Origin of the sequence: Vibrio sp. HENC-03 (genome assembly GCF_000305755.2) — a bacterium.
In the GTDB taxonomy this organism is placed as follows: Bacteria; Pseudomonadota; Gammaproteobacteria; order Enterobacterales; family Vibrionaceae; genus Vibrio; species Vibrio owensii.
Window position 1 is genome coordinate 358,958 of record NZ_JH976064.1, and the last position, 22,650, is coordinate 381,607.

Annotated in this window: 20 protein-coding genes; 10 read left to right on the top strand and 10 right to left on the bottom strand. The window is 44.5% G+C overall.

Annotated elements, in window-relative coordinates; genetic code table 11:
• Nucleotides 1-92: 92 nt before the first annotated feature.
• The 5 genes from VCHENC03_RS21605 to VCHENC03_RS21585 all read right to left on the bottom strand — a co-directional run bounded on the left by VCHENC03_RS21605 (nt 93) and on the right by VCHENC03_RS21585 (nt 5,964).
• Nucleotides 93-1,364 (bottom strand): restriction endonuclease subunit S, encoded by a 1,272-nt coding sequence (locus VCHENC03_RS21605; RefSeq protein WP_009704705.1) that lies wholly within the window; start codon nt 1,362-1,364, stop codon nt 93-95.
• Complete coding sequence (locus VCHENC03_RS21600; protein ID WP_009704706.1) at nt 1,354-2,871, bottom strand: type I restriction-modification system subunit M; 1,518 nt, start codon at nt 2,869-2,871, stop codon at nt 1,354-1,356. The genes VCHENC03_RS21605 and VCHENC03_RS21600 overlap by 11 nt, the downstream gene beginning before the upstream one ends.
• 140 nt (nt 2,872-3,011) lie before the next feature.
• Nucleotides 3,012-5,054: a recombinase family protein gene (locus VCHENC03_RS21595; protein ID WP_009704707.1), complete on the bottom strand. Its 2,043-nt coding sequence runs from the start codon at nt 5,052-5,054 to the stop codon at nt 3,012-3,014.
• The gene (locus VCHENC03_RS21590) at nt 5,029-5,265 is read right to left on the bottom strand and encodes a DUF3820 family protein (protein WP_009704708.1); all 237 of its coding nucleotides are present in this window, start codon (nt 5,263-5,265) and stop codon (nt 5,029-5,031) included. Before VCHENC03_RS21590 ends, VCHENC03_RS21595 begins: the two co-directional genes overlap by 26 nt.
• An 18-nt stretch (nt 5,266-5,283) precedes the next feature.
• On the bottom strand, nt 5,284-5,964 hold the full coding sequence (locus tag VCHENC03_RS21585) for a DUF3313 domain-containing protein (protein WP_009704709.1): 681 nt from the start codon (nt 5,962-5,964) through the stop codon (nt 5,284-5,286).
• 159 nt (nt 5,965-6,123) lie between these two features.
• Between VCHENC03_RS21585 and VCHENC03_RS0125395 the strand changes: the two genes are divergently transcribed.
• On the top strand, nt 6,124-6,432 hold the full coding sequence (locus VCHENC03_RS0125395) for a cysteine-rich CWC family protein (protein WP_032802083.1): 309 nt from the start codon (nt 6,124-6,126) through the stop codon (nt 6,430-6,432).
• Nucleotides 6,433-6,492: 60 nt separating this feature from the next.
• On the opposite strand, the gene VCHENC03_RS21580 is transcribed toward VCHENC03_RS0125395, so the two are convergent.
• On the bottom strand, nt 6,493-6,837 hold the full coding sequence (locus tag VCHENC03_RS21580; protein WP_009704711.1) for a HopJ type III effector protein: 345 nt from the start codon (nt 6,835-6,837) through the stop codon (nt 6,493-6,495).
• 232 nt (nt 6,838-7,069) lie between these two features.
• On the opposite strand from VCHENC03_RS21580, the gene VCHENC03_RS21575 reads away from it, so the two are divergent.
• A complete protein-coding gene (locus VCHENC03_RS21575; protein WP_009704712.1) occupies nt 7,070-8,839 on the top strand; it encodes a choice-of-anchor I family protein in 1,770 nt (589 codons plus the stop codon).
• Between the two features lie 94 nt (nt 8,840-8,933).
• Here the strand turns inward: VCHENC03_RS21575 and VCHENC03_RS21570 are convergent, their stop codons facing one another.
• Both VCHENC03_RS21570 and phhA read right to left on the bottom strand, forming a co-directional pair.
• Nucleotides 8,934-9,272 (bottom strand): 4a-hydroxytetrahydrobiopterin dehydratase, encoded by a 339-nt coding sequence (locus VCHENC03_RS21570; protein ID WP_009704713.1) that lies wholly within the window; start codon nt 9,270-9,272, stop codon nt 8,934-8,936.
• Nucleotides 9,262-10,056, bottom strand: a complete 795-nt coding sequence (gene phhA / locus VCHENC03_RS21565) for a phenylalanine 4-monooxygenase (RefSeq protein ID WP_009704714.1) — start codon at nt 10,054-10,056, stop codon at nt 9,262-9,264. The genes VCHENC03_RS21570 and phhA overlap by 11 nt, the downstream gene beginning before the upstream one ends.
• A 221-nt stretch (nt 10,057-10,277) precedes the next feature.
• On the opposite strand from phhA, the gene VCHENC03_RS21560 reads away from it, so the two are divergent.
• Together VCHENC03_RS21560 and VCHENC03_RS21555 are read left to right on the top strand one after the other, a co-directional pair.
• Nucleotides 10,278-12,251 carry an acetoacetate--CoA ligase gene (locus VCHENC03_RS21560; RefSeq protein ID WP_009704715.1) on the top strand — a complete coding sequence of 658 codons (1,974 nt, stop codon included), beginning with the start codon at nt 10,278-10,280 and terminating at the stop codon, nt 12,249-12,251.
• 144 nt (nt 12,252-12,395) lie between these two features.
• Nucleotides 12,396-14,204: a hypothetical protein gene (locus tag VCHENC03_RS21555; RefSeq protein ID WP_009704716.1), complete on the top strand. Its 1,809-nt coding sequence runs from the start codon at nt 12,396-12,398 to the stop codon at nt 14,202-14,204.
• 63 nt (nt 14,205-14,267) lie between these two features.
• Here VCHENC03_RS21555 and VCHENC03_RS21550 read toward each other — a convergent pair whose 3' ends face one another.
• Complete coding sequence (locus tag VCHENC03_RS21550; protein ID WP_032802089.1) at nt 14,268-14,966, bottom strand: class I SAM-dependent DNA methyltransferase; 699 nt, start codon at nt 14,964-14,966, stop codon at nt 14,268-14,270.
• 49 nt (nt 14,967-15,015) lie between these two features.
• Here VCHENC03_RS21550 and VCHENC03_RS21545 point away from each other — a divergent pair, with 49 nt between their 5' ends.
• Nucleotides 15,016-15,894 carry a LysR family transcriptional regulator gene (locus VCHENC03_RS21545; RefSeq protein WP_009704717.1) on the top strand — a complete coding sequence of 293 codons (879 nt, stop codon included), beginning with the start codon at nt 15,016-15,018 and terminating at the stop codon, nt 15,892-15,894.
• 175 nt (nt 15,895-16,069) lie between these two features.
• The gene (locus tag VCHENC03_RS21540) at nt 16,070-16,963 is read left to right on the top strand and encodes a cation diffusion facilitator family transporter (RefSeq protein WP_009704718.1); all 894 of its coding nucleotides are present in this window, start codon (nt 16,070-16,072) and stop codon (nt 16,961-16,963) included.
• Between the two features lie 1,134 nt (nt 16,964-18,097).
• On the opposite strand, the gene yddG is transcribed toward VCHENC03_RS21540, so the two are convergent.
• Entirely contained in the window at nt 18,098-19,000 is a 903-nt protein-coding gene (gene yddG / locus VCHENC03_RS21535) for an aromatic amino acid DMT transporter YddG (RefSeq protein ID WP_032802090.1), read from the bottom strand.
• A gap of 129 nt (nt 19,001-19,129) precedes the next feature.
• Between yddG and VCHENC03_RS27710 the strand changes: the two genes are divergently transcribed.
• The 4 genes from VCHENC03_RS27710 (at nt 19,130) to VCHENC03_RS21520 (ending at nt 22,648) form a co-directional block, all read left to right on the top strand.
• Entirely contained in the window at nt 19,130-19,276 is a 147-nt protein-coding gene (locus VCHENC03_RS27710; protein WP_005453721.1) for a hypothetical protein, read from the top strand.
• A 12-nt stretch (nt 19,277-19,288) separates the two neighbouring features.
• Nucleotides 19,289-19,939: an isoprenoid biosynthesis glyoxalase ElbB gene (gene elbB, locus VCHENC03_RS21530; protein ID WP_005442612.1), complete on the top strand. Its 651-nt coding sequence runs from the start codon at nt 19,289-19,291 to the stop codon at nt 19,937-19,939.
• Nucleotides 19,940-20,273: 334 nt separating this feature from the next.
• Nucleotides 20,274-21,422, top strand: a complete 1,149-nt coding sequence (gene yiaY / locus VCHENC03_RS21525; RefSeq protein ID WP_005442614.1) for an L-threonine dehydrogenase — start codon at nt 20,274-20,276, stop codon at nt 21,420-21,422.
• A gap of 149 nt (nt 21,423-21,571) precedes the next feature.
• Nucleotides 21,572-22,648 carry a PQQ-dependent sugar dehydrogenase gene (locus tag VCHENC03_RS21520; RefSeq protein ID WP_009704720.1) on the top strand — a complete coding sequence of 359 codons (1,077 nt, stop codon included), beginning with the start codon at nt 21,572-21,574 and terminating at the stop codon, nt 22,646-22,648.
• The last annotated feature ends 2 nt before the right edge of the window (nt 22,649-22,650 follow it).

Consider the following 22,650-nt stretch of genomic DNA (forward strand, 5'->3'; position numbering starts at 1 on the left):
CGGCAAGCTTTTCTAGCCCCATGAACATAGTTGTCCTATGTGATTGGGGTAGAAAAGCGTAGCCCGTCTTTTTTGCAAAAGGGCGACAAGCACTAAGATGACAGGGAAACGCGACGCTTACCCGTCAACAACTGCTGCATCAACGCTTTTTTCTCTTGCTTGAAGTGTGCAAGCTTGGCTTCTAACAACTCGATTTCCTTGTCGGCAGCAGTGAGGACGGAGGCGATTTTTTGTTGCTCGATAAGTTCAGGAACTCGAAACTTAATATTTTTTAGATCTGTTAAACCAATTCGTCTTCTCGTAGAGCCTGTGCTTTTAGCTAGGGCATTGTTTCTAAATTCACGATAGTTAATGGTTTCAAGGATAAATCTGTTATTGTACTTAGATTTATCAATAGCTAAGCGAATACCATCAGAGGCCATTAAATATCTTTGATGGATATGAGGTATCAAAGTTGCACGTGCAACTGGATCACCCATCTTTGAAATTATGATGTCGTCTGGAAAAATATTACAACTAACTAATTCATCGGCCTTTTCCTGACTCGTAAATATTTGGTAAGAGTTATGAAAAGTACCATCTCCAATGTTCTGAAGTTGAATAATTCGAACGCCATTTTCTGTGTAGTCTGATGATTTAAGATCAGAGCCAAATGGTCCGCCAGTAAAGCTGTACTTTTCTTTACTAACAGTATCGATTAGACGCACCTCTTCCCACTCCCCCTCAAACGCTTTACCCGTTTCAGGATCAACCAAACGCTTTTTACCCGTCAACAACTGTTGCATTAAGGCTTTTTTCTGCTGCTTGCTGGCATCAATCAGCTTTTCTGTGGTTGCAATACCGCGATCCCATGTCGAAAGGATTTGGGCGATTTTGCGTTGTTCAGGGAGTGGTGGAAGCAAACAAATCACAGATTTAAGCTTATCTGGCGATGTGTGCTTTACTTTGGTTCCTGTAGATTGCTCTGCTATTTGTTTTCTAACATATGGTGAATTGTAAGTTAGGTATAGAAACTCAGGACAAATACCATTTTTGTCTTTTATTTGAATCAGACCAAGCCGTTGATTATGCAAATAGCGATCATGACTAGGGACAAACAACGTACTACCCAAAAGCCCAGCAGCTTGTTCGGTCATAGCAACAAGTAACTCGCCTTTTGATAGTAAATATCCTTTGGGAATGTCGCCCACATAATACTTAGTTTTGCTCTTTTGGTCGCGAAAGCCACCTGGTTCATAGAAACTACCAGGAGTTAAAAGCACATACTCACCTTCCTCTCTAAAGTATTCACTCTTAAAGGCAAAGCCATGTTTGATATCTATAAAGGGATTGAGATCAGTTTTAAGCCAACCATTAGGCACCATAACCCAACTCCTCTAGGTAGCCCGCCATTTCCGCTTCTAGATCAGCGAGTTCAGTTTGCAGCGCCAAACGCTGACTACGTACCACCATCAAATCGATTTCCGCTTCTTCTTCAAACGTATCCACGTAGCGAGGAATGTTGAGGTTGTAGTCGTTCTCACGGATCTCATCAAGGGTGGCCACATACGCGTACTTATCCACGTTGTCGCCGCTGCGGTAGGTCTTCACGATCTTGTTGATGTTTTCTGCCGTCAGTACGTTCTGGTTTTTACCTGACTTAAACTCACGCGAAGCATCAATAAACATCACATCATTAGTATCTTTCTTCTTCTTGAAGATCAAGATTGCCGCAGGAATGCCCGTACCAAAGAACAGTTTTTCAGGTAAGCCGATCACAGCATCTAATAGGTTTTCTTCAATCAGTTGTTGACGGATTTTACCCTCGCTTGATGCGCGGAATAGCACACCATGAGGCACAACCACACCCATACGACCAGTTTCAGGTTTTAAAGTCTCGATCATGTGCGAGATGAAAGCGTAGTCGCCTTTGGTTTTTGGTGGCACGCCACGACGGAAACGACCAAAGTGATCGTTTTCTGCGTCTTCATGACCCCATTTATCTAATGAGAAGGGCGGGTTTGCGGTTACTACGTCAAAGTGCAGTAAGCCACCATTAGCATCTTGCAGCTTAGGGTTACGAATGGTATCGCCCCATTCAATGCGGTGGTTGTCTTCGCCATGCAGGAACATGTTCATTTTTGCCAATGACCATGTAGAGCCAATTGCTTCTTGACCAAACAGGGCATACTGCTTAGAGCCGCCAAAGTTCTTTTGAACTTGCTTACCACATTTCATCAATAGCGAGCCTGAACCACACGCTGGGTCACAAATACTGTCGCCTTGTTGTGGCTCTAGGATGATAGAAAGCAGATCCGATACCTCTGGTGGGGTATAGAATTCACCTGCCGATTTTCCGCTACCTGCGGCAAAGTGTTTGATCAGGTATTCGTAAGCGTTACCAATCACATCCAGCGAACCAACACGGCTTGGACGTAGGTTTAGAGTTGGCTTACCAAAGTCTTCCAAAAGGTGACGTAGGATGTCGTTCTTTTGCTTTTCATCACCCAATTTATCGGTGTTAAAGCTGATGTCTTGGAACACGCCTTTAAGCTTGGTGCCGTTGGCTTCTTCAATCGCGTGCAGAGCTTGGTCAATACGAGTACCGTTACCTGCGGTATTACGTGCATCATACAAATCCCAGAAGGTTGAGCCTGTTGGAATTTTGAATGATTGGCTGGCAAGCATGGCTTCAACCATCTCTTTGTTGTCACCGAACTGTTTAGTAAGTTCTTCAACTTTGTCTTGGCGTACATCTGAGATGTATTTTAAGAACAGCATGGTCAAGATGAAGTCTTTGTAGATAGATGGGTCTACGGTGCCACGGAAAGTATCGCACGCCGACCAGACGGCTTTGTTGATTTCATCTTGGTTGATTGCAGAGTTTGGCATGTTTATCTAGCCTTGGTATTTTTAATATTTGTTACTTGGTATCAGTGGCATACGCTGCCAAGCACCGCAAAAAGATAACGCCTCTACATCACCTTGCATCGGCGCTCTAGAAGCGTTATCAACAATAAAGCGAACAACTCTTACGACATCAAAAAGTCGAGTGATGCGTAGAGTTCTCTATTGAAGTGATTATCCCGTAAAAACTCTGTAAAATCACGCGTTTCAGCGAAGCCAAACTTACAGACTAATTCAATGAATGTAGACTCTGGATAGTCGTAAACGATATCATCCGTTGATGGGTCATTGAACATAAGGGAAAGGAAATTTTGAGAGTTCAAGGTCTGTACCACCTCATAGCCATCACGATTGAACTCGAATACATGACGATAACTTAAATCATGTGACTCTAAAAACACGCCATCAGTAAGCGGTACCCAATAAGATTTGCCACAAACCAAAACCAAATGGCTCCATTTATAACGGCCTTTTGACGGAAACAAATATTTTGTCAAATCGAGTTTATGCAGTTTTTTTAGTATATCTGATAAGAACTGGCTGCCATCTTCAACCTTAATGTTATTTGTGCTGCTGTACATATACACAAATGGCAAATATAGAGCTTTGCCACCATCATCTGTTTGCATGTACTTGTAAGGCAACATTGCCAACCTACGCTTTTGTCCATTTTTGAAGTGCCATGTAATATCAATACAGTTTGCTATCTTCGTTTTGGCATCACTGCAAGACTCAACAGAGCGAGTCACTATAATTGATGATATAAACCGATAGAGATTATTGCGAATAGCCAACCTCTCAGGATGTAAATAGTCTGAGCGAACATCATCACTGTAGATTTCAGGTAAGCTTGCCAACTCATCAGCGTTAATCACTACACTATTTTGGTTTATGGCATCTAACCTTGCTTCAAGATCCAAGATTTTAGCTTCATTGTCAGCAATAAGATCTAGAAAGGTTTTTGTTGGGGTAGCTTTATAATAATCACGTAAATTATCTCGGCTTTCTTGCTGCTTCTCCAACTCAGCCTCTAGTTTTAATTTTTCAGTATCAATAACGCTATTATTAGCATTCCCTGATTCAACAAGATAAGCATCTTTACAAACCTCTAGCGTCAATAGGTCAAGCATATTGGCATTGTATAGTTCACGTTCATGCTCGCCCTTCGATGCCAAATTACACACATAACTAACATTGTCGCCACCTTTATCCATAAAGACCATCGCACCACCGCAAATACCGCAACGAACAAGGCTTTTTAATAAAGGGATTTTGCCGCTTCCAGTGTCTCTACCTTTCTTTCTTTTCTTTAAAGCTTGCAACTTTCGGAATGTATCTTCATCAATCAATGCTGGATAATAGTTTTCCATAACATGTTCCACCCCCTCTATCTTAAAAGCCTTCTCACCTATCAGTGTTCGTCTATCCCATAGTTGGTAAATGGACGTGTAATCCCAAGTGTTTGATTGTTTGACGCGCCCCTTTTTCCTTGTAGGCTTGTATTCGAAGTTTGCATCAAGATATTGCTTGATTTTTAAGTCACCATAACCAGCAATCTTCATTTCAACCGCTTTTTTGACACCTTCAGCATTGATATTAAACGTGTTGGTACTTTGATCGATCCAAAGTGGCGTGCGCCCAAGGTTACGTTGTGACTCGCTGGTTTCCTTCCAACGTTTCAAGGCAACTTTTGAAGCACCAATCGTTCGCTTTGATTTGGTTTCTGATTCCTCGTTTGCAAGCTGCATGGTCAACAGTGACATTATGAGATCTACTGTCAAATGTTTGCTCTTCGCATCAAACATTTTACTATCAATATGGGTATACACACGCACACCTCGGTTGATGATCCTAAGCAGTTGCTCCATCGCGATATTAACGGTTTCTCTCGAAAGGCGGTCGAGAGAGAAAACGACTAGAATACTACCCGCAGGAATTTCACCGCTATCGATTCGAGACAACACAACGCCAAGCGCTCCCTCTTTATGCTTCCCATGATATGCGCTTAGACCCTGATCGACGAAGTTCTCATCGTGAATAGGAAGGTTATGTTCTAAAGATAGGCTTTCAAGGACGTTTTTTTGCTGCTGCGTTTCTAAACCAGCGCCATGTATCTGCTTGGTGGTGCTAACGCGAGCATAGTTATAGATTTTTGGGGTAGTTAACATTTTTCAGTGGCTTCACAACAGAATCTAAGCCCTCAATCTTGAGAGCCAAACAGAGCTGCATTAAATCACCCAATTCGCCCGAAGGAAATTGTTTTTTATTGGCAAACCAGAGTAGGTATTCTTCTGGAAGATCAATCAGTACTCGCCCTGCGTATTTGCCAAACGGCATTTGCATTCGAGCGAGTTTGATTAAATTTTCTTTTTCTAACATGGCGTTTTGTCTAACGACCTAGATTTGGGTAACTTGGTTGTCGAAAGTAACAAATAATCGATTAACCCACCAGTCGATTGCGTCTTTCGCTCCACTTAACCCGTCAACAATGTTATCCAAATCTTTATCGCCAACATGTCGGTCTATCACCGCAAAGATAGGCTCCGCCGTTTTAGAGTCGCTTACCAGTAATTCAATGGTCGCCTCTCCCACATTGGTGTGCTCGCCCGTTGTTAGCTTGGATATTGTAGAAACACCAATACCAAAAGGCAGCACAGAGCTTGTTACCGCTAAGATCGGATTAGGCGTTTCCACATTACTGATCGCGATACTCAAACGCAGTGTTGAGTCACTTGGCTCATCCACAATGCGTTTATTGGTCGAGATCTTCTCTTTGAGCCTCATCACCATGTAGTCAGACAGTTCATTAATGCTCTCATCATCCAACTCAGCATCTTTCACCACCACAAAAACACGATCCACCAGTACGCTATCGTATTTATCTAGAACGGCTTTTAATGTTTGCGCATCTTTAATGTCATCTCTTGCCCACACTAAATCGACTCTGCCTTCAGGACCCGGTCGAAAGTCCTCATACGAAGTAAATTTAGTCTCATCGACTTGTGGACCTCTGGCACAACCAGCCAAAAGAATGATAAAAACAGACAAGGTGATGCACTTAAAATACGGTTTAAACATGACGCCTCCTAAAATTGAATATACAGTTTATCATTCCATATAAATTTAACCAGTATTTATTCACTCAATGGATATTTTGTTGAATCAAGTATTGAGCTTCCCGCTGCACAATTTCATGTTAAAGTACGCCGCTTACTGGAAAGCATAACGAGAAAAATAATGAAGTCACCTTGCCGCGCAGCCTGTAAAAACAACGGCGGAATCTGTTCTGGCTGTCACCGAACCATGGAAGAAATCGTGCAGTGGAAAGATAAGTCTGATGCTCAACGAGACGCGATCATCGAACAATTGGTTGGAAATGATTCAACCCACTCTTGTCCTGAGTGTGGCACGAACGCGCACTGCGATATTGCTGCGGGGAAAGAGACGTGCTGGTGCTTTGATATTGAGCCCAGAGATCTACCCAAGCCAGAAGCGGGACAACTTTGTTTGTGTCGTAAATGTTTGGAGAAAAAGCCAGTCGCCTAACCTATCGAACATAGGACATAACGGACTGGCTATCATTGAAATGAAGGTGAGGTCTGCGAACTATTTCTGCGCTAACGCTTGGGATTCAAACTTCACACCATCCCAACCTGTCACCATAAAGTTACGAATGTTTTGATGGTCGTTGTTCTCTGGATGTGCCAATACGTCTTCACGGTAGAAGCGACCAAAACACGCTAGCGTCGCCTCTTTGCTTAGGTTATTCAATTGACCAAACGCGAAGATCTTGCACGAGCCGTTATTCTCACCGGCATTGTTATGCGTTTCACCATTCACAAAAGCCGCTGGCGTAAACGCGTAGTTTGCCTCTATCGCTGCCATTGTCGTTTCAAATTCGACTGTCTCAGGTGATGCCGCTAGCGCATCCAAAAATTCTTTAAGTTCCATTATTTCTAGTTCCTAGTGTCTTTTCATCTTAGGTGTTCGACATACGTTCAGATTAAAACTGACACATTTGTTTCATCAAAAGCCAATATAAGAGTCATAAATCATAAATATATTCAGAGCCTTATTTAATAACACATCAATCAATGCACTATTCCTCACTGTTGTAGTGAATGAATAGATATCTAATTTAGGTGCATTGAGCAACATTGTATCTGCTTAATAAGGAAATATCATGACCACCCCATTTAAGGCAATAGGCGTATTGGCATTATCTTCACTTGCCATCGCATGTTCATCTCAACCTGACGATTCTCTCTCTTCGTTTGCAGCCCAATGTAAAGCACCAGTAGCACCTGTTGCTGGAGAGACATCCATCCAAGGTTTGACCTTTATGGGAACGTCTATCGCTGACGCACCATTCGATACGTCGGCAGCAGAAATCGTTCAATATGATGCATGTACTGACAAGCTTTACGTGGTCAACGCTCAAGCAAAGCGTGTCGATGTGCTTTCTATGGATGACAACGGCGCACCAACGCAAACCGCATTCATCGATCTCAACAGCGCGGGCAAAGCGGCAGGCGTTGAAATTGGCGCAGCAAACAGCGTTGCAGTCTTTAATGGTTTAGTCGCTGTAGCAATTGAAAACAGCAATAAGCAGGCGAATGGCATTGTTGGCTTGTACCGCTCGGATGATTTGTCGCTTATCACCACCTTCCCTACTGGCGCATTGCCAGACATGGTTGGCTTCTCAAAAGATGGCAGATACATTGCGACAGCAAACGAAGGTGAGCCAAATGGTGACTACAGTGTCGATCCTGAGGGCAGCATCACATTGATCGACTTGAGCCAAGGCGTAAACCAAGCAGACGTCACGCAAATTGGTTTCAATGAGTTTGATGGTGTACGTAAGTCTGAATTACCTGCTGATGTTCGAATCTCAGGCCCAAATGCAACGGCGGCGCAAGATCTAGAACCGGAATACCTCACCTTTGCTGACAACGGAAAAATCTACGTTGCACTGCAAGAGAACAATGCAATGGCAATCGTAAACCCAGAAATCAAATCGGTAGAGAAGATTGTGAGTCTGGGTGAGAAATCTTGGTCTGATTCAAAACTGGATGCTTCGAACAAAGACAAAATCATTGGCAACTTTAAGAGCTACCCACAGCTGGTTGGTCTGTATATGCCAGATACCCTCGACAGCTACTCGGTAGATGGTAAAACTTACCTCCTCTCTGCCAACGAAGGTGACGGTCGTGAGTATGGCTTCAAAACAACACAAGCTCTATGTGACCAAGCAGGCTTCAAGTGGGATGAAGACGATTACCTCGGTACAGATGAATATACTTCTGAGCAAGGCACCTGTTTAAGCCATGTCGACGAAGTGCGCGGTAAGAAGCTGAAAGTCGCGGCAGACCACCCATTAGCAGAGGCACTAAAAGACAACAAACAACTCGCGCGTCTAAAAGTGATTAAGCCTGAACAAACGCTTTCTGCACAAGACAATGTTCAAGCCTTTGGTGCCCGTTCATTCTCTATTTGGGATGAAAACGGTGAGTTGGTTTTCGATAGTGGTGACAATTTCGCGACCATCGCACTAATGAATGAAGGTAAAAACTTCAACAGCACCAACGATAGCAATGACAGTGGCGATGACCGCAGCGATGACAAAGGCATTGAGCCAGAGGCAATTGAAGTAGCACAAATCAATGGTCGTCATTACGCGTTCATCGGCTTGGAGCGTCAAGGCGGCATCATGATTTATGACATCACAGACCCGAAACAAGCGCAGTTCCTACATTACGTAAACCGTCGTGATTACAGCCAACCAGTTTGTACAGAAGTGGAAGATGGCGAATGCGCGAACGACACTTACAATCCAAAAGCAGGTGATTTGGCGCCGGAGTCAATCAACTACTTTGCTCGTAACGGACAACACTTTATCGCAGTAGGCAATGAAGTGTCAGGCACAACATCTGTGTTTCGAATTGAGCTTTAATACCCACTTTTCAAGACGACAAAACTAAAAGTAAAGCGCCCGAACTTTAGTCCGGCGCTTTTTGTTTATAACGAGTGAACATAATCACTCAGCTCTATTCTTCAATCACCAATGCATCGCACTTCGAAGCACAGATAAAGTCGTTCTTATGCAGGCCTTTAATAGAATGGCTCCACCAAGTGATGGTCACTTTGCCCCACTCTAACAAGATGGATGGGTGATGGAATTCATCTTCTGCAAGTTCAGCAATCTTGTTGCTAAACGCCCACGCTTGCTTGAAGTTCTTAAACTTATAGACCTTCTCAAGTTGAGGAATCTCATCTCTCTCAATGATCTGCCAATCAGACAATTGCAGCAGCAAAGACTGTTGTTCCTCTTTACTAAGTGCAATGGCATCGATACTACAAGCTTCGCATTTTTGTTCATTCAACATGAGCAGGTTCCTTTGGTTCAAAAAGTGGTGGAAGCAATCCGGCTTCAATCGCTAGATCGGCTTGTTTCAATAGATTCAGTTGGCTAATTTGGAAAAGCTGGGACAAATCTTCAATCACGTAGTATTTCGGCTGCATGATATCGATGCGATAAGGGGTCCTTAGTACAGTTTGTAGGTCGAATTCGTCTCTAATCGCGATGTCGCTTTCCAATGAATAGATGGTTTCTCCCGGAGATGAAAGGATGCCGCCACCGTAAATTTTGGTTTTATTACCCTCTTGAACCAAGCCAAACTCGACTGTAAACCAATATAGACGCGCAAGGTACCCTCGCTGCTTTGGTGTCGCGGCTTGTCCAAGCTGTCCGTAATGCTCGGTAAAGGCGGCAAAATCAGGGTTGGTGAGCATGGCACAATGACCGAAAATCTCATGGAAGAAATCTGGCTCTTGTAGGTAATCAAACTCTTCTCGCGTTCTCAAAAATGTCGCGACTGGGAAGCGTTTATTGCCAAGCAAATTGAAGAAACGATCAAAGTCGATCAATGCAGGTACTGGCTCCACTTGCCAGCCCGTTGTTTCCATCAAGACACGATTGATTTCGGGCAGTTGTGGCACGCGGTCATGAGGTAAATCGAGTAACTTGAGTCCATGCAGATACGCGTTGCATGCACGGTCTTGAATCACGCTCATTTGTCTTGTTACCAAGTCGCGCCAAATGGCATCCTCTTCATGGCTCCATTCTACCCTTCCATCCTGATCGACGGGTTTTGAATGATACTGAGTCATTGCACATCTCCGTTAACAAATCCTTTACATCAAGCCTATCTACACTCTTTTGTCCTTCCAATCCCCTGACCATTTTCCACTCAAAATTCAGGTGTAACATTTTCTTTACATAAACACCTAACACATTGATATACATAAGGAGCCAGTTTCTCCAACGAGTTTGACTTTATTTCTGGTTCACCTCAGACTGAAAACGTTAAAACTTTGTTATAGAGGGAGCTATGCGCGAGAGCAACAAAGTCTGGCAGCCGACGGAAGATCGAATCGAGCAAGCCAATATCACGCAGTTTATCGAGCACATTAATCGGCAGGGTTTCGAGCTCAAAAACTACTCTGATTTGCATCAATGGTCTTTGGAGCATAACGAGCATTTCTGGAAAGAGGTTTGGCAGTTCTGCGACCTAATTGGCACGCAAGGCGATACCGTAAAAGCACAAGGTGAAAGCCGTTGGCAATCACCAATGCAAAATCGAGATGCCGTGTGGTTCCCTCAAGCCCAAGTTAACTATGCAGAGAATCTACTCAGCTTGGCAGAGAAACAAGCCGATGAGCTTGCAATTTGGTTCGAAAATGAACGCGGAGATAAACAGACCTACACATGGAAAGAGCTGTGTAATGAGGTCTCGAGCGTTCAGCAATGGTTAGTCGAATGTGGCATCAAGCACGGCGATGTGGTTGCAGGTTATTTACCACATATGCCACAAACCGTTATTGCAATGCTAGCCACCACCAGCTTAGGCGCGATTTGGACGTCCACCTCCCCTGATTTTGGCGTAGAAAGCGTTATTGAGCGCTTCGGGCAAGTGAAGCCAAAGGTTCTCTTTACCTGCGATGGTTATACCTTTAATGGAAAAACCTTCGATATGTCGGAGAAGAATCACCACATCGCGGATCATCTCGATGGACTGAAACAAGTGTGCCAGATCGGATACCTCAAACCGCATGTGTTCGAATGCGATGTTTGTACTCACGATTGGCAAAACATCATTAATCAGTATTCCCCAGCTCCGTTGCATTACACTCGCGTGGAATTCAATAGTCCGCTGTTTGTGCTTTATTCCTCTGGCACGACGGGCAAGCCTAAGTGCATCGTGCATTCTGTTGGCGGTACGATTCTTAATCATCTTAAAGAACATCAACTTCATTCAGATATTCAGCCTAAAGACCGCGTCTTTTACTACACAACTTGTGGTTGGATGATGTGGAACTGGCACGTATCTGCTCTAGCGAGTGGCGCGTGCTTGGTGATTTTCGACGGGAGCCCGGTTTATCCAGCACCTAATGTGTTGTGGGATTTAGCTCAGCGCGCCGAGGTGAGTCTCTTTGGTACTGCCGCCAAGTACCTAGAGGCGATAGAAAAAGCCGGACTGTCACCAATCCAAGATTACTCTCTCCCTGCTTTAAGAACTTTGTGCTCTACGGGCTCAGTGCTTTATCCAGAGCAGTTTGATTACGTGTATCAACACATCAAGCAAGATCTGCACTTGGCTTCTATTTCAGGCGGAACAGACATCTGTGGCTGCTTTGTATTAGGCAATCCTATCTCGCCTGTTTATCGTGGTGAGTGCCAGTACGCCGGCTTGGGTATTGATGTTCAAGTGTTTGACTCGCAAGGTCAAAGCGTGAGTGAACAACGCGGTGAGCTCGTCTGTGTCAATTCCATGCCTAACTTCCCTGTCGGCTTTTGGAACGATACAGGGGAGCGCTACCACAACGCTTACTGGGACAAGTTCGATGATATCTGGCATCACGGTGACGATGTCGAACGCAGCGCCAAAGGTGGATTTGTTTTCTACGGTCGTAGCGATGCATTGTTGAATCCTGGCGGTGTGCGCATCGGCACAGCAGAGATTTATCAGCAGGTAAATGCCATTGAAGGTATCGTCGATTCTATCGCTGTAGGTAAAGAAGTCGATCGCAATGAGCAAATCTGGCTGTTTGTGCAGACCGCTTCGGGTGTCACGTTAGATCACGGATTAGTATCAGAGATTAAGTCGCGCCTCAAAACGTCCTGTTCGCCAAGGCACGTGCCAAGCCAAATTTTCGCCATCAGCGACATTCCTAAAACACGCTCAGGAAAGTTGGTAGAACTTGCAGTCAAACAAGTCATAAATGGTAAGGAAGTTGAGAACTTAGGTGCGATTGCGAACCCGGAAGTTTTGGAGGAAATAAAGAGACACTCATTCCAAAGTTAGCGTTATGCCGAATATTTAGCCATACACTCAACAAGAAGTGTGAAACGAAACCAATTTACAGAGTGTATGCATTGCAAGGCTTTGCAACCATATGATTACATTCGCTCGTCTATTCAACAAACTATATAAAATGGATGTAATTATATGATCAGGCGAGATATTTATTGCATGATGTCAGGCTTGGCGCTTGTAGCGCTAACTGGGTGTGGAGGAGGCGGTGACAACGGTGGCTCAAAAGCTTCAAGCTCCATCTCCATGGCTGAAACCAGCTTCAAGACGGAGTCAAGCGCGTACTACTCAGCTTATGTCGAAGTCCCTTTCCGCGTCAACTACGTGGAAGGTGATGACCTGTACTACGGCGTACTAACCGATACCGGCAACTTACTTTCTGATGTGTTTTTCTACTTCAATGAAGACGGAAGTGGTTATGCATCGGTCACATTCAAAAGAGGTTATGAGATCGGAAACGGCGAAAAATCGACAACAGCGCAGTTTGCTGTATGTCATGACATAAACTGTGACAAACATTATTCTGGCTCTCCAATAGAAGTGACTTTGACGAACGAGGTTACCCTTGATCAGAAAATTGAGCTTGTCGTTCCGAAGATTGATGTTTCGGCTGATTACAGCGAAAGTTTTGTCTCCAAAGATGTTTCAGATGCCATCGCTCTTTCTGGCTCCAATCTCTACAATCTGAATATAAATGCCGACGAAAACAGCTCGGTAATTTCATACGTTTCACCGAGTGTCTCGAATACAAACGTAAACCTTTACATGCAAATGGAAGATCCTATCTTCCTTGGTACGGGAACATTTGATACGGAAATAACCGTAAATGCGTGTTTTGATAATAGCTGTTACTACCCTATTGAAGGTAGTCCTTTAACCATCCCTGTTAGTTACACGATCACAGATTATTCGACACCGGGTCCTGACGAAGGTTTGCCTGATACGCCTGCGGCAGGAACCGAGGTAACCTTTGATGGCGCATCTCGCCATAACGTGGTCGACTCTACATACTCTGACGCTTTAAATGTCATCGCCGTTGTTTCAAATTCGCCCAAAAATGCGATTTATTTTTATGATCTCAACGACTCTAAGTCATATGAATTTGAACTTGGTAAGTACCCATCTTCAGTAGACGTAGATAACATAAATGGGACAAATCGTTTTGTCGTTGGACATGATGCGATGATCACAACATTTGATTACAACGCAACTTCGCCGCTGAGTACTGTCGCGTCAAATGTATTCACATCACAAAACATTTATGACCTCTCTACTAATGGTAACTTCGTATGGACATTGCCCGCAGACGACCAATGGGCGGGGTTGCAGATCATTGATCTAGGAACTGGGGCTGTAACGTCAACCGGTGGCTGGAATTACTATGCTCAATCAGTGCTTAAAATGGACCCATCAGGAAGTGCTTTATATAGTTTATCCACAACAGTAAGCCCTGGAGATATTTCGAGAACCGACATTACGGACGCAGCAAGCCCGAGTGATCCAATTGATTCACCATACCATGGTGACTATGAGTTCTGCCGTAACTTCTGGTTTAATCATGCAGGCACATACATTTACACAGAATGTGGAGTTAGGCTAAATGCGTCAGGAGATGCAGCATTTGACATGACTTATGCAGGTAAGATCACGCTACCAGATAATGACTATACTTGGCCTTATATTGAGACAATTCAGTCTCTCGATGAATCTCATAACGGCAAAGAGGTCGCAATCGCACTGGCGGGAGCACAGAATAGAGTCGCTATTTTGAACTCTTTGTACCTAACTGAAATGGAGACGTTCAGCCTTCCAAATACAACCGTTAATGGTTCTAGCTATACAACGGTTCCTAAGTTTGTCTTTTATGATAAAGATGGCAAGCTAAATATTGTTGGTGATGCAACTGTTAATGGCATTTCCCATACCGTCGTCATCCAAAAATAACGACAGTTTGGAAACAAAAAAGCGAGCTAAATAGCTCGCTTTTCTTATGTTCTTTGTCGGGGATTAACGGCGACCTACGCCCATTAATACTGACATTGTGTGACCGTCTGATGTGATTTCGAAGACCTTCTTCGTTTCAACTTCAGTAAAGCCGGCTTTGATAAGTGCGTTTTCTGATTTCGCTAGCGTGAAGCCTTCTTTTGCTGAATCTGCGATCCAGTCAAAATGCACGAAGTGACCACCAGCGTTGAGTAACGAGTGAGCAATCTCTAGAGACGTTTCGTAGTCTTCGATAAAAGCCAGCACTGAAGAAGCAACGACAAGGTCAAACTGACCACGGAATGCTGGATGCTGAGCGACTAGACCACGCGTCAATGCGTCAACAACTGGTTCTACATTCTCTAGCTCTTTCTTATCAAGCTCTTCAATCATGGCTTCAGATGCATCCAGCGCCACAATCTCTTTTGCGGATGGCGACAATAGTTGGCTTAACTGCCCTGTCCCACACCCAAAATCCAATACTTTAATGCCATCAAGCTGAGTAAGCTGTTGTAACTGTGCAAACACCGACTGAGCAAATTGATCTGTTGCTGGGTTAGATTCCCAATTCTTTGCTAAGCCGTCCCAATCTTGTGCCATCGTGGCCTCCATGTTCACTTCTTGTAACCCCCATAGATTACCGCAAAAACGCCAAAACACCATAGACTTATCTGGCGAATCCGTGTTTTTTTCGATAATCTTTCTAAGCGTCAGTACGTTCATTCGTCTACGCTATCGATTCTCATCATTTCAGTTTAGGTCTTTTTTAATCATGAACTTATCGCAAGTTGAAGCCTTTTGTACCATTGCCGAGTATGGCTCCGTCTCGGAGGCTGCGCGTCAACTCGATTGCAATCGTACTAAGCTGAGTATGGCAATTAAAGCACTTGAGAAAGACCTAGACGTCGAGTTATTCACTCGTACTGGCAATCAGTTAACACTCTCGGAAGCAGGGAAAGCGATCTTTAAAGACTGTGAAAACCTGCTTGTAACCGCACAACGAATCAAAAAGACCTGCGCTCAAGTTTCTGACGGCTTCAATGCCGAGGTCTGGGTGGCACGTGATGACTCGCTGCCAGACGAATTATGGCAAGAGCTATCTCATACTCTAAACAATCGCTTCCCGTCGACAACCTTCAACTTAATATTGGCGTCAAGTGGTGACCTTTCAAATTTAGTCAGTACACAACAAGTCGACTTTGCATTTGGCGTGGACTACGAACGTGTCGACGATCCGCATATTGTCTACAATCCTCTAGGCAAAATTCGCATGATGTCAGTATGCAGCTTCGAACATCGCTTAAGTAAGATGCGCCGTGTCACAGACGAAGATTTGCGTAACCAGATGCAAGCGTTGATGGTGTATTTGAACGAAAAAGACAATCCAGAGCTGCAACCCTTTTCTACTCGATACATTGGCTTCTCCAGTTTTGACTACATGCTGAACACCATTTTGGAAGAAGATGCGTGGGGCGTATTACCAGAGCCACTGATCCGACATTACTTGAGACATCAGAAACTTGCAGTGATCAAACACACTTATGGTTTGACGCAAGAAGACTACTGTATGTTCGTTCCAAATGGACAAACAGAACACCCAGCAATGAGTTGGTTGGCCGATAAGTTAAGCGAGTATTTATTCGACTTCTAAACATATTGCAGTGAGCGTCAATTAAATTGACAGCGAGATTTCAACGTAAGCCATTGATATATAATAAAATACATAAAAACCCTCATTTCATCGTTTAAATGTCACACAGTTTTCATTTGCTTATATTTACCCCAAGGAGAAGAATGTAAGGGTGTAATAATTTAAGGCATCTTTTATGTGTGACAGGACAAGCAAAAACGAAAACCGTATCTTAACCTTCTCAGCCCTTTTAGCATCTGGGTTTGCAGTCGGAGGGATGGTACTTGGCTTGCTTGTTGGGTCGATCGTCATCGTATTTGACGGTGTTTATTCTCTAGTCAGTCTGCTGTTAACTTTATTGTCACTGGCAGCTTCTTACTACATCAGCAAGCCATCAAAATCTATTTTTCCTTTCGGCAAAGCTGTACTTGAACCTATCGTTATCGCTATCAAAGCAGCCGTTATTTTAGTTGTTGTTGCTTTCTCATTATTCTCTGCGGTAACTGCGTTGATGACAGGTGGTCGTGAGGTAGACGCTTCCATCGCAACCATCTTCGGTGTCGTTAACGTCGTTGGTTGTGGTTACGCTTGGTGGTTTATGGCGAAGAAAAGCCGTCGTTTTTCATCAGGTTTAATCGAGGCCGAGAAGAAACAATGGCAAATGGATACGCTACTTAGTGTTGCAGTAACCCTTGGTTTTATCGCTGCATGGTTGGTATCACTAACACCATACGCACACTACGCGGTCTATGCAGACCCTATGATGATGGTCTTGATGGGCTTCTACTTCCTTAAAGTACCATTTGATATGCTAGTTGGTGCCCTACGCGAACTGCTAATGATGACACCTAGCAAAGAACTATGTCAGAGCGTTGGTAAAGACGTTCTTGAGATTGAAAAGGTAACTGAGCACCAATTGAAACTGGCTGGCGTAACTAAAGTAGGTCAAGAACTGCGAGTAAATGTGGACGTGCATGTGGATGACGACACACTAGAGCTTGATACGCTAGAGCACACTCGTAAGCAGCTTACTAAGCGACTATCGAAGCACAGATTCAAGCTTCAATTACAATTGAACGTCGCGTATTAGAGCGCCACCTGAAATCATTAGAACTCAAAAGAAAAGCTCCCAATCTCGGGAGCTTTTTTATTTCTTCGATTGATGCACTTACAACCCCCTCCAACTCCCACTTTTATTGACTTGAGTTGCTTCGCATTTGAATACGGCGATTAAGGGGGAGAGCTATTCTTTGCTAACTTCAGCTACCCGCTTTTCGACTGACCCGGCGAATGCTCATAGTGGGCAATGGATTTATTCTCGGATGCAGGAACAGTCCCTCCCCTTTGGCTCGGGGTGTTGAGAGCTTGGATGCCAAATACAAGGGGAGGTTAGGAGGGGTTGGTACATTGAACTGTGGCTTGTGAACTTGTAACCCCTTCCAACTCCCCCTTTTATTGACTTGAGTTGCTTCGCATTTGAATACGGTGTTCAAGGGGGAGAGCTATTCTTTGCTAACTTCAGCTAGCTGCTCTTCTACTGCTCCGGAGAATGCTCATAGTGGGCAATGGATTTATTCTCGGATGCAGAGCCAGTCCCTCCCCTTTAAATCAGGGGTATTGAGAGCTTGGATGCCAAATACAAGGGGAGGTTAGGAGGGCTAGTACACTGAACTGTGACTTGTGAACTTGTAACCCCCTCCAACTCCCCCTTTTATTGACTTAAGTTGCTTCGCATTTGAATACGGCGATTAAGGGGGAGAGCTATTCTTTGCTAACTTCAGCTACCCGCTTTTCGACTGACCCTGCGAATGCTCATAGTGAGCAATTGATTTATTCTCGGATGCAGGACCAGTCCCTCCCCTTTGGCTCGGGGTGTTGAGAGCTTGGATGCCAAATACAAGGGGAGGTTAGGAGGGATTGGTACATTGAGCTGTGGCTTGTGAACTTGTAACCCCCTCCAAATCCCCCTTTTATCGACTTGAGTTGCTTCGCATTTGAATACGGCGATTAAGGGGGAGAGTTATTCTTTGCTAACTTAAGATCGCTGCTCCTCTACTGCTCCCGCGAATGCTCATAGTGCGCAATAAACTAATCGCGCATGCAGGACCAGTCCCTCCCCTTTGGCTCAGAGTGTTGAAAGCTTGGATGCCAAATACAATGGGAGGTTAGGAGGGGTTAGTACATTGAACTGTGGCTTGTAAACTTGCCCTCTCCTACAGAAAACTTATCCAGCGGCTTCGCGCTTCTCTTTAGTGACCAGCCAACACATCAGCGAACCAACCGTTACCATTACGACGCCTTGCCAAAAGCTGTGGCTTAAAGTGACGCCTAGAATAATAGAAGAAAACAGAGCAGAGAAAATCGGAGTAAAGTAAGACAAGGTTGCGAGAAACACCATATTGCCGCCAACAATCGCGATATTCCACAATCCGTAACCACCCGCCATTAAAGCTGCAGAAGCCACTAAGTACCCCATCGCTTCCCAACTGAATGTCATTGGCGGCTCATCAGTAAAGGCGTATTTGATCCACAAAGAGATGGCTGTCGCGATAAAGAACAAAGTAATCGCGTTATGCTTCGATTGTTGTCTTTGAGTCAGATTACAATACACAGCCCAGATGACTGCGCCTGCAAATGCCATGAAGTAAACAATCGGATTGCTGCTGATGTTCGCCAATAACTGCGTCGGTGATAAGCCGCTATCACCACTGACCGTCCAAGCGACACCAATGAATGCCAACATAACTGCCGGGTACAGTAACCAGTTCGGCTTTTTGTTACTGCCCAATACCGCAAACAACACGGTTAGTGCCGGCCATAGATAATTGACGATCGAAACTTCAATCGCCTGAGAACGAGAATTGGAGTAGCCCAATGCCAACGCGAGGAAGATCTCGTAGCAGACAAACATCGCCCCACCGAGAACTAAATACTTGGGTGAGAAATACGACAGTTTTGGGATACCAACCACAATCAACAGAAAAATGGAGCTCAGAGAATACAGCATGGCTGATCCGCCCACGGGCCCTAAACTTTCTGTCACCAACCTCGCGATGCCTAGCAAACAGCTCCAAGAGAGAATGGCGATACAACCATAAAGGGTGAAACGAAACTGATAGGATTGCATGTTATCTATGTGACCTACTGCTCATGAATGCCAAAGGAAACTGCAGCTTAACTCAAAAATGATCCGCTTCAACGTACTCTTTTTCCAAAATCGGTATAAAAACCACTCTATTAAGCGGTTGGAGTCGATATGAAACATTTTCTGCCTTCGAGTGTCATGCTGACACCGTTTGTTGTGCGCTACTATGAGGAAGACGACGAAAGTGAAAACGTTGAAACACATTCGGAAACGCATGGTCTAGATAGTGAAGAACAATCTAAGGAACGTTCAGAGTAAAGGAATCCAATCATGAAAAAAGTCGCAGTCATTTTAAGTGGTTCAGGCGTTTACGACGGTTCTGAGATCCACGAAGCCGTATTGGCGCTCTACGCCATCGAGAAAGCAGGTGCAACTTGGCATTGCTTTGCACCTAACATTGACCAACTCCACGTCATCAATCACCTAACTGGTGACGAAATGGATGAAACACGTAACGTATTGATCGAATCAGCTCGTATTGCACGCGGAAATATTGACGATGTCGCCAAACTTAACGTTGATGAATACGATGCCCTACTGCTTCCAGGTGGATTTGGTGCCGCGAAAAACTTAACCGACTTCGCCGTCTCAGGCGCAGAGTGTTCGATTAATACTCACGTCGCCCAAGCGTGTCGTGCGTTCGCTCAAGCGGGCAAACCTGCAGGGTATCTATGCATCGCACCAACCATTATCCCTATGATTTACGATCAAGGTGTAAAAGGCACCATTGGTAACGATGAAGCCACTGCAGCAGCATTCGGTCATATGGGGGGCGAGCATGTCAATTGTCAGGTGGATGAAATCCATTTCGATGAAAAACACAACGTGCTTTCAACACCAGCTTATATGTTAGCGGAGAATATCTCCCAAGCCGCGTCAGGCATTGAAAAACTAGTAGATAAGTTAGTTAAAATCGCCTAAATCGAAAACGTTTGCTTAAAACACACCATACGAATCCCCATTGATAGACTACATATTAATGGGGATTTTTTATACTTTAGTCGAATTGAGAGATAAACCGTACGAATCTTGTTATTTTTGCCAATCGTTTGCGTGATAAATGAGATATTTCAGCTACGTTAAGTAGGTGTTGCACCATCTCACTGTGCAACAAGACTGTCATCACACTTTCAGCCCTCAAGATACCCCTAAGGGGTTAAACTTGTCCTAGATCAATCTAAATCAAGAACGGGGTATGCAAGAGTAAATGACAGATTAAGAAAGATTATTAAAAATAACGACGGAGCAATCCAATATGACAAGTGCATTTTTTATCCCTACCGTAAACCTAATGGGCGCTGGTTGTCTGAAAGACGCAGCAGACAGCATCCAATCTCAAGGCTTTAAAAAAGGTTTGATTGTTACGGATAAGATTCTTAACCAAATCGGTGTAGTAAAGCAGGTTCAAGATCTACTAACAGAACGCGACGTAGCAACTGTTGTGTTCGATGGCACTCAACCAAACCCTACTATCAGCAACGTTAACGACGGTTTAGCACTTCTTACTGATAACGAATGTGATTTCGTTATCTCTCTTGGCGGTGGTTCACCACACGACTGTGCGAAAGGTATCGCGCTTGTTGCTTCTAACGGCGGCAAAATCGCAGATTACGAAGGCGTAGACCAATCTGCAAAACCAATGATGCCACTTATCGCAATCAACACGACTGCGGGTACTGCATCTGAAATGACGCGTTTCTGCATCATCACTGACGAAGAGCGTCACATCAAGATGGCTATCGTTGATAAGCACACAACACCGCTTATCTCTGTAAACGATCCAGAGCTAATGCTAGCTAAACCTGCTTCGCTAACTGCGGCAACAGGTATGGATGCGCTAACTCACGCGATTGAAGCTTACGTATCTATCGCTGCAACACCAATCACTGATGCGGTAGCAATCAAAGCGATTGAACTTATCCAAGCGTACCTACGCACAGCAGTGAAAAATGGTGAAGATCTAGAAGCTCGTGAACAAATGGCATATGCACAGTTCATGGCGGGTATGGCGTTCAACAACGCTTCTCTAGGTTACGTACACGCAATGGCACACCAACTTGGTGGTTTCTACGACCTTCCACACGGTGTTTGTAACGCGATTCTTCTACCTCACGTACAGCGCTACAACGCGCAAGTATGTCCTGAGCGTCTACGTGATGTAGCGAAAGCAATGGGCGTAAACGTAGAAGGCATGTCTGCTGAAGCAGGTGCAGCGGCAGCAATCGACGCTATCGTTACTCTAGCGAAAGATGTGGGTATCCCAGCAGGTATTAAAGAGCTTGGTGCGAAACTAGAAGACATCCCAACACTAGCAGACAACGCACTGAAAGACGCTTGTGGTTTCACTAACCCTAAACAAGCAACTCACGAAGAAATCTCTAAGATCTTCGAAGAAGCGATGTAATCTCGCTACATAAACAATTCTCTAGCCTTAATTCAATCCCCGATCTCGTATCGGGGATTTTTTACATTCTTATACAATCCATGCTCTGCAAAACGTTCTCTTTTAGTGTTAGCTTTTAAGCATTAATACGATTCATATTGGAAGGAACCATGAGAACGATTGCTGCTGCCCTACTCGCTTGTTTATCCTTTTCTGCCAACGCTGCCGAATACCGCGCTAACGAAGTGGCGAATGGATTTCAGATCCCTTGGGGGATCGAGTTCTTAGATAGCCAACGCGTTATCGTCAATGAAAAGAACGGTACGGTTTCGTTGCTGGATATCACCACAGGCAAACCTCAAAAGCTGTTTAACGTTCCCGATGTGAACACCAGTGGACAAGCCGGCTTATTGGATGTTGCGCTCGCACCGAATGCCGATAAGCAAAACCCGCAACTCTTCTTTACCTACAGCAAGCGTACGAGCAAAGGCAATACGGTGGCGTTAGCGACGGCGCAATTGCAAAACAATCAGCTTGTAGGTTGGAAAGATCTCTTTGTTGCTGATGCCTTCACCGATACCGGTCGCCACTACGGCAGTCGAATTTCATTTATTGACGACAAAGTTTACTTCTCAATCGGTGACCGTGGCGAACGTGATAATGGGCAAGACACTCAAACCCATGCTGGCAGTATTCTACGCCTTAATCTTGATGGTTCGGTTCCGCAAGACAACCCATTCAAACCTTCCGAAGCTCGTCCTGAGATATGGAGTTACGGGCACCGCAACCCACAAGGTATGTTTTACGATGAAGCAACAAAACAGCTGTGGTCGATTGAGCATGGACCACGCGGCGGCGATGAAATTAATCTAATCAAGAGAGGCGCGAACTACGGCTGGGCAAAAGTATCTCATGGCAAAGAATATTGGGGACCGTTGGACGTCGGCGAAGCTAAGTCGTTGCCGGGAATGGAAGATCCAAAGTTGGTATACATTCCTTCTATCGCACCCAGCAATATGATCTTGTACCGTGGCGATAAATACCCAGAGTTGGACGGAAAAATCCTCGCCGGCGCATTGAAGCTGGCGCACATCAACGTGGTCTCTATTGATAATGGCAAGCTCACCGAATCAAAAAGATTGATGGAGAATCTTGGTGAGCGAGTAAGAGATATAACCATCAGCCCCGATGGCTACATTTATTTTTCTACCGACAGCGGCAAAATCTTTCGTCTTGAGGAGAAATAGTT

What these genes read in the sequence shown, in the direction of transcription:
- VCHENC03_RS21550 (WP_032802089.1), bottom strand. Translation starts at nt 14,966, where the DNA reads ATGAACGTACTGACGCTTAGAAAGATTATCGAAAAAAACACGGATTCG.
- VCHENC03_RS21570 (WP_009704713.1), bottom strand. Translation starts at nt 9,272, where the DNA reads ATGTTGAATGAACAAAAATGCGAAGCTTGTAGTATCGATGCCATTGCA.
- VCHENC03_RS21520 (WP_009704720.1), top strand. Translation starts at nt 21,572, where the DNA reads ATGAGAACGATTGCTGCTGCCCTACTCGCTTGTTTATCCTTTTCTGCC.
- VCHENC03_RS21545 (WP_009704717.1), top strand. Translation starts at nt 15,016, where the DNA reads ATGAACTTATCGCAAGTTGAAGCCTTTTGTACCATTGCCGAGTATGGC.
- VCHENC03_RS21540 (WP_009704718.1), top strand. Translation starts at nt 16,070, where the DNA reads ATGTGTGACAGGACAAGCAAAAACGAAAACCGTATCTTAACCTTCTCA.
- VCHENC03_RS0125395 (WP_032802083.1), top strand. Translation starts at nt 6,124, where the DNA reads ATGAAGTCACCTTGCCGCGCAGCCTGTAAAAACAACGGCGGAATCTGT.
- VCHENC03_RS21555 (WP_009704716.1), top strand. Translation starts at nt 12,396, where the DNA reads ATGATCAGGCGAGATATTTATTGCATGATGTCAGGCTTGGCGCTTGTA.
- VCHENC03_RS21585 (WP_009704709.1), bottom strand. Translation starts at nt 5,964, where the DNA reads ATGTTTAAACCGTATTTTAAGTGCATCACCTTGTCTGTTTTTATCATT.
- VCHENC03_RS21595 (WP_009704707.1), bottom strand. Translation starts at nt 5,054, where the DNA reads ATGTTAACTACCCCAAAAATCTATAACTATGCTCGCGTTAGCACCACC.
- VCHENC03_RS21575 (WP_009704712.1), top strand. Translation starts at nt 7,070, where the DNA reads ATGACCACCCCATTTAAGGCAATAGGCGTATTGGCATTATCTTCACTT.
- VCHENC03_RS21580 (WP_009704711.1), bottom strand. Translation starts at nt 6,837, where the DNA reads ATGGAACTTAAAGAATTTTTGGATGCGCTAGCGGCATCACCTGAGACA.
- yddG (WP_032802090.1), bottom strand. Translation starts at nt 19,000, where the DNA reads ATGCAATCCTATCAGTTTCGTTTCACCCTTTATGGTTGTATCGCCATT.
- VCHENC03_RS21560 (WP_009704715.1), top strand. Translation starts at nt 10,278, where the DNA reads ATGCGCGAGAGCAACAAAGTCTGGCAGCCGACGGAAGATCGAATCGAG.
- yiaY (WP_005442614.1), top strand. Translation starts at nt 20,274, where the DNA reads ATGACAAGTGCATTTTTTATCCCTACCGTAAACCTAATGGGCGCTGGT.
- VCHENC03_RS21600 (WP_009704706.1), bottom strand. Translation starts at nt 2,871, where the DNA reads ATGCCAAACTCTGCAATCAACCAAGATGAAATCAACAAAGCCGTCTGG.
- VCHENC03_RS21590 (WP_009704708.1), bottom strand. Translation starts at nt 5,265, where the DNA reads ATGTTAGAAAAAGAAAATTTAATCAAACTCGCTCGAATGCAAATGCCG.
- VCHENC03_RS21605 (WP_009704705.1), bottom strand. Translation starts at nt 1,364, where the DNA reads ATGGTGCCTAATGGTTGGCTTAAAACTGATCTCAATCCCTTTATAGAT.
- VCHENC03_RS27710 (WP_005453721.1), top strand. Translation starts at nt 19,130, where the DNA reads ATGAAACATTTTCTGCCTTCGAGTGTCATGCTGACACCGTTTGTTGTG.
- elbB (WP_005442612.1), top strand. Translation starts at nt 19,289, where the DNA reads ATGAAAAAAGTCGCAGTCATTTTAAGTGGTTCAGGCGTTTACGACGGT.
- phhA (WP_009704714.1), bottom strand. Translation starts at nt 10,056, where the DNA reads ATGACTCAGTATCATTCAAAACCCGTCGATCAGGATGGAAGGGTAGAA.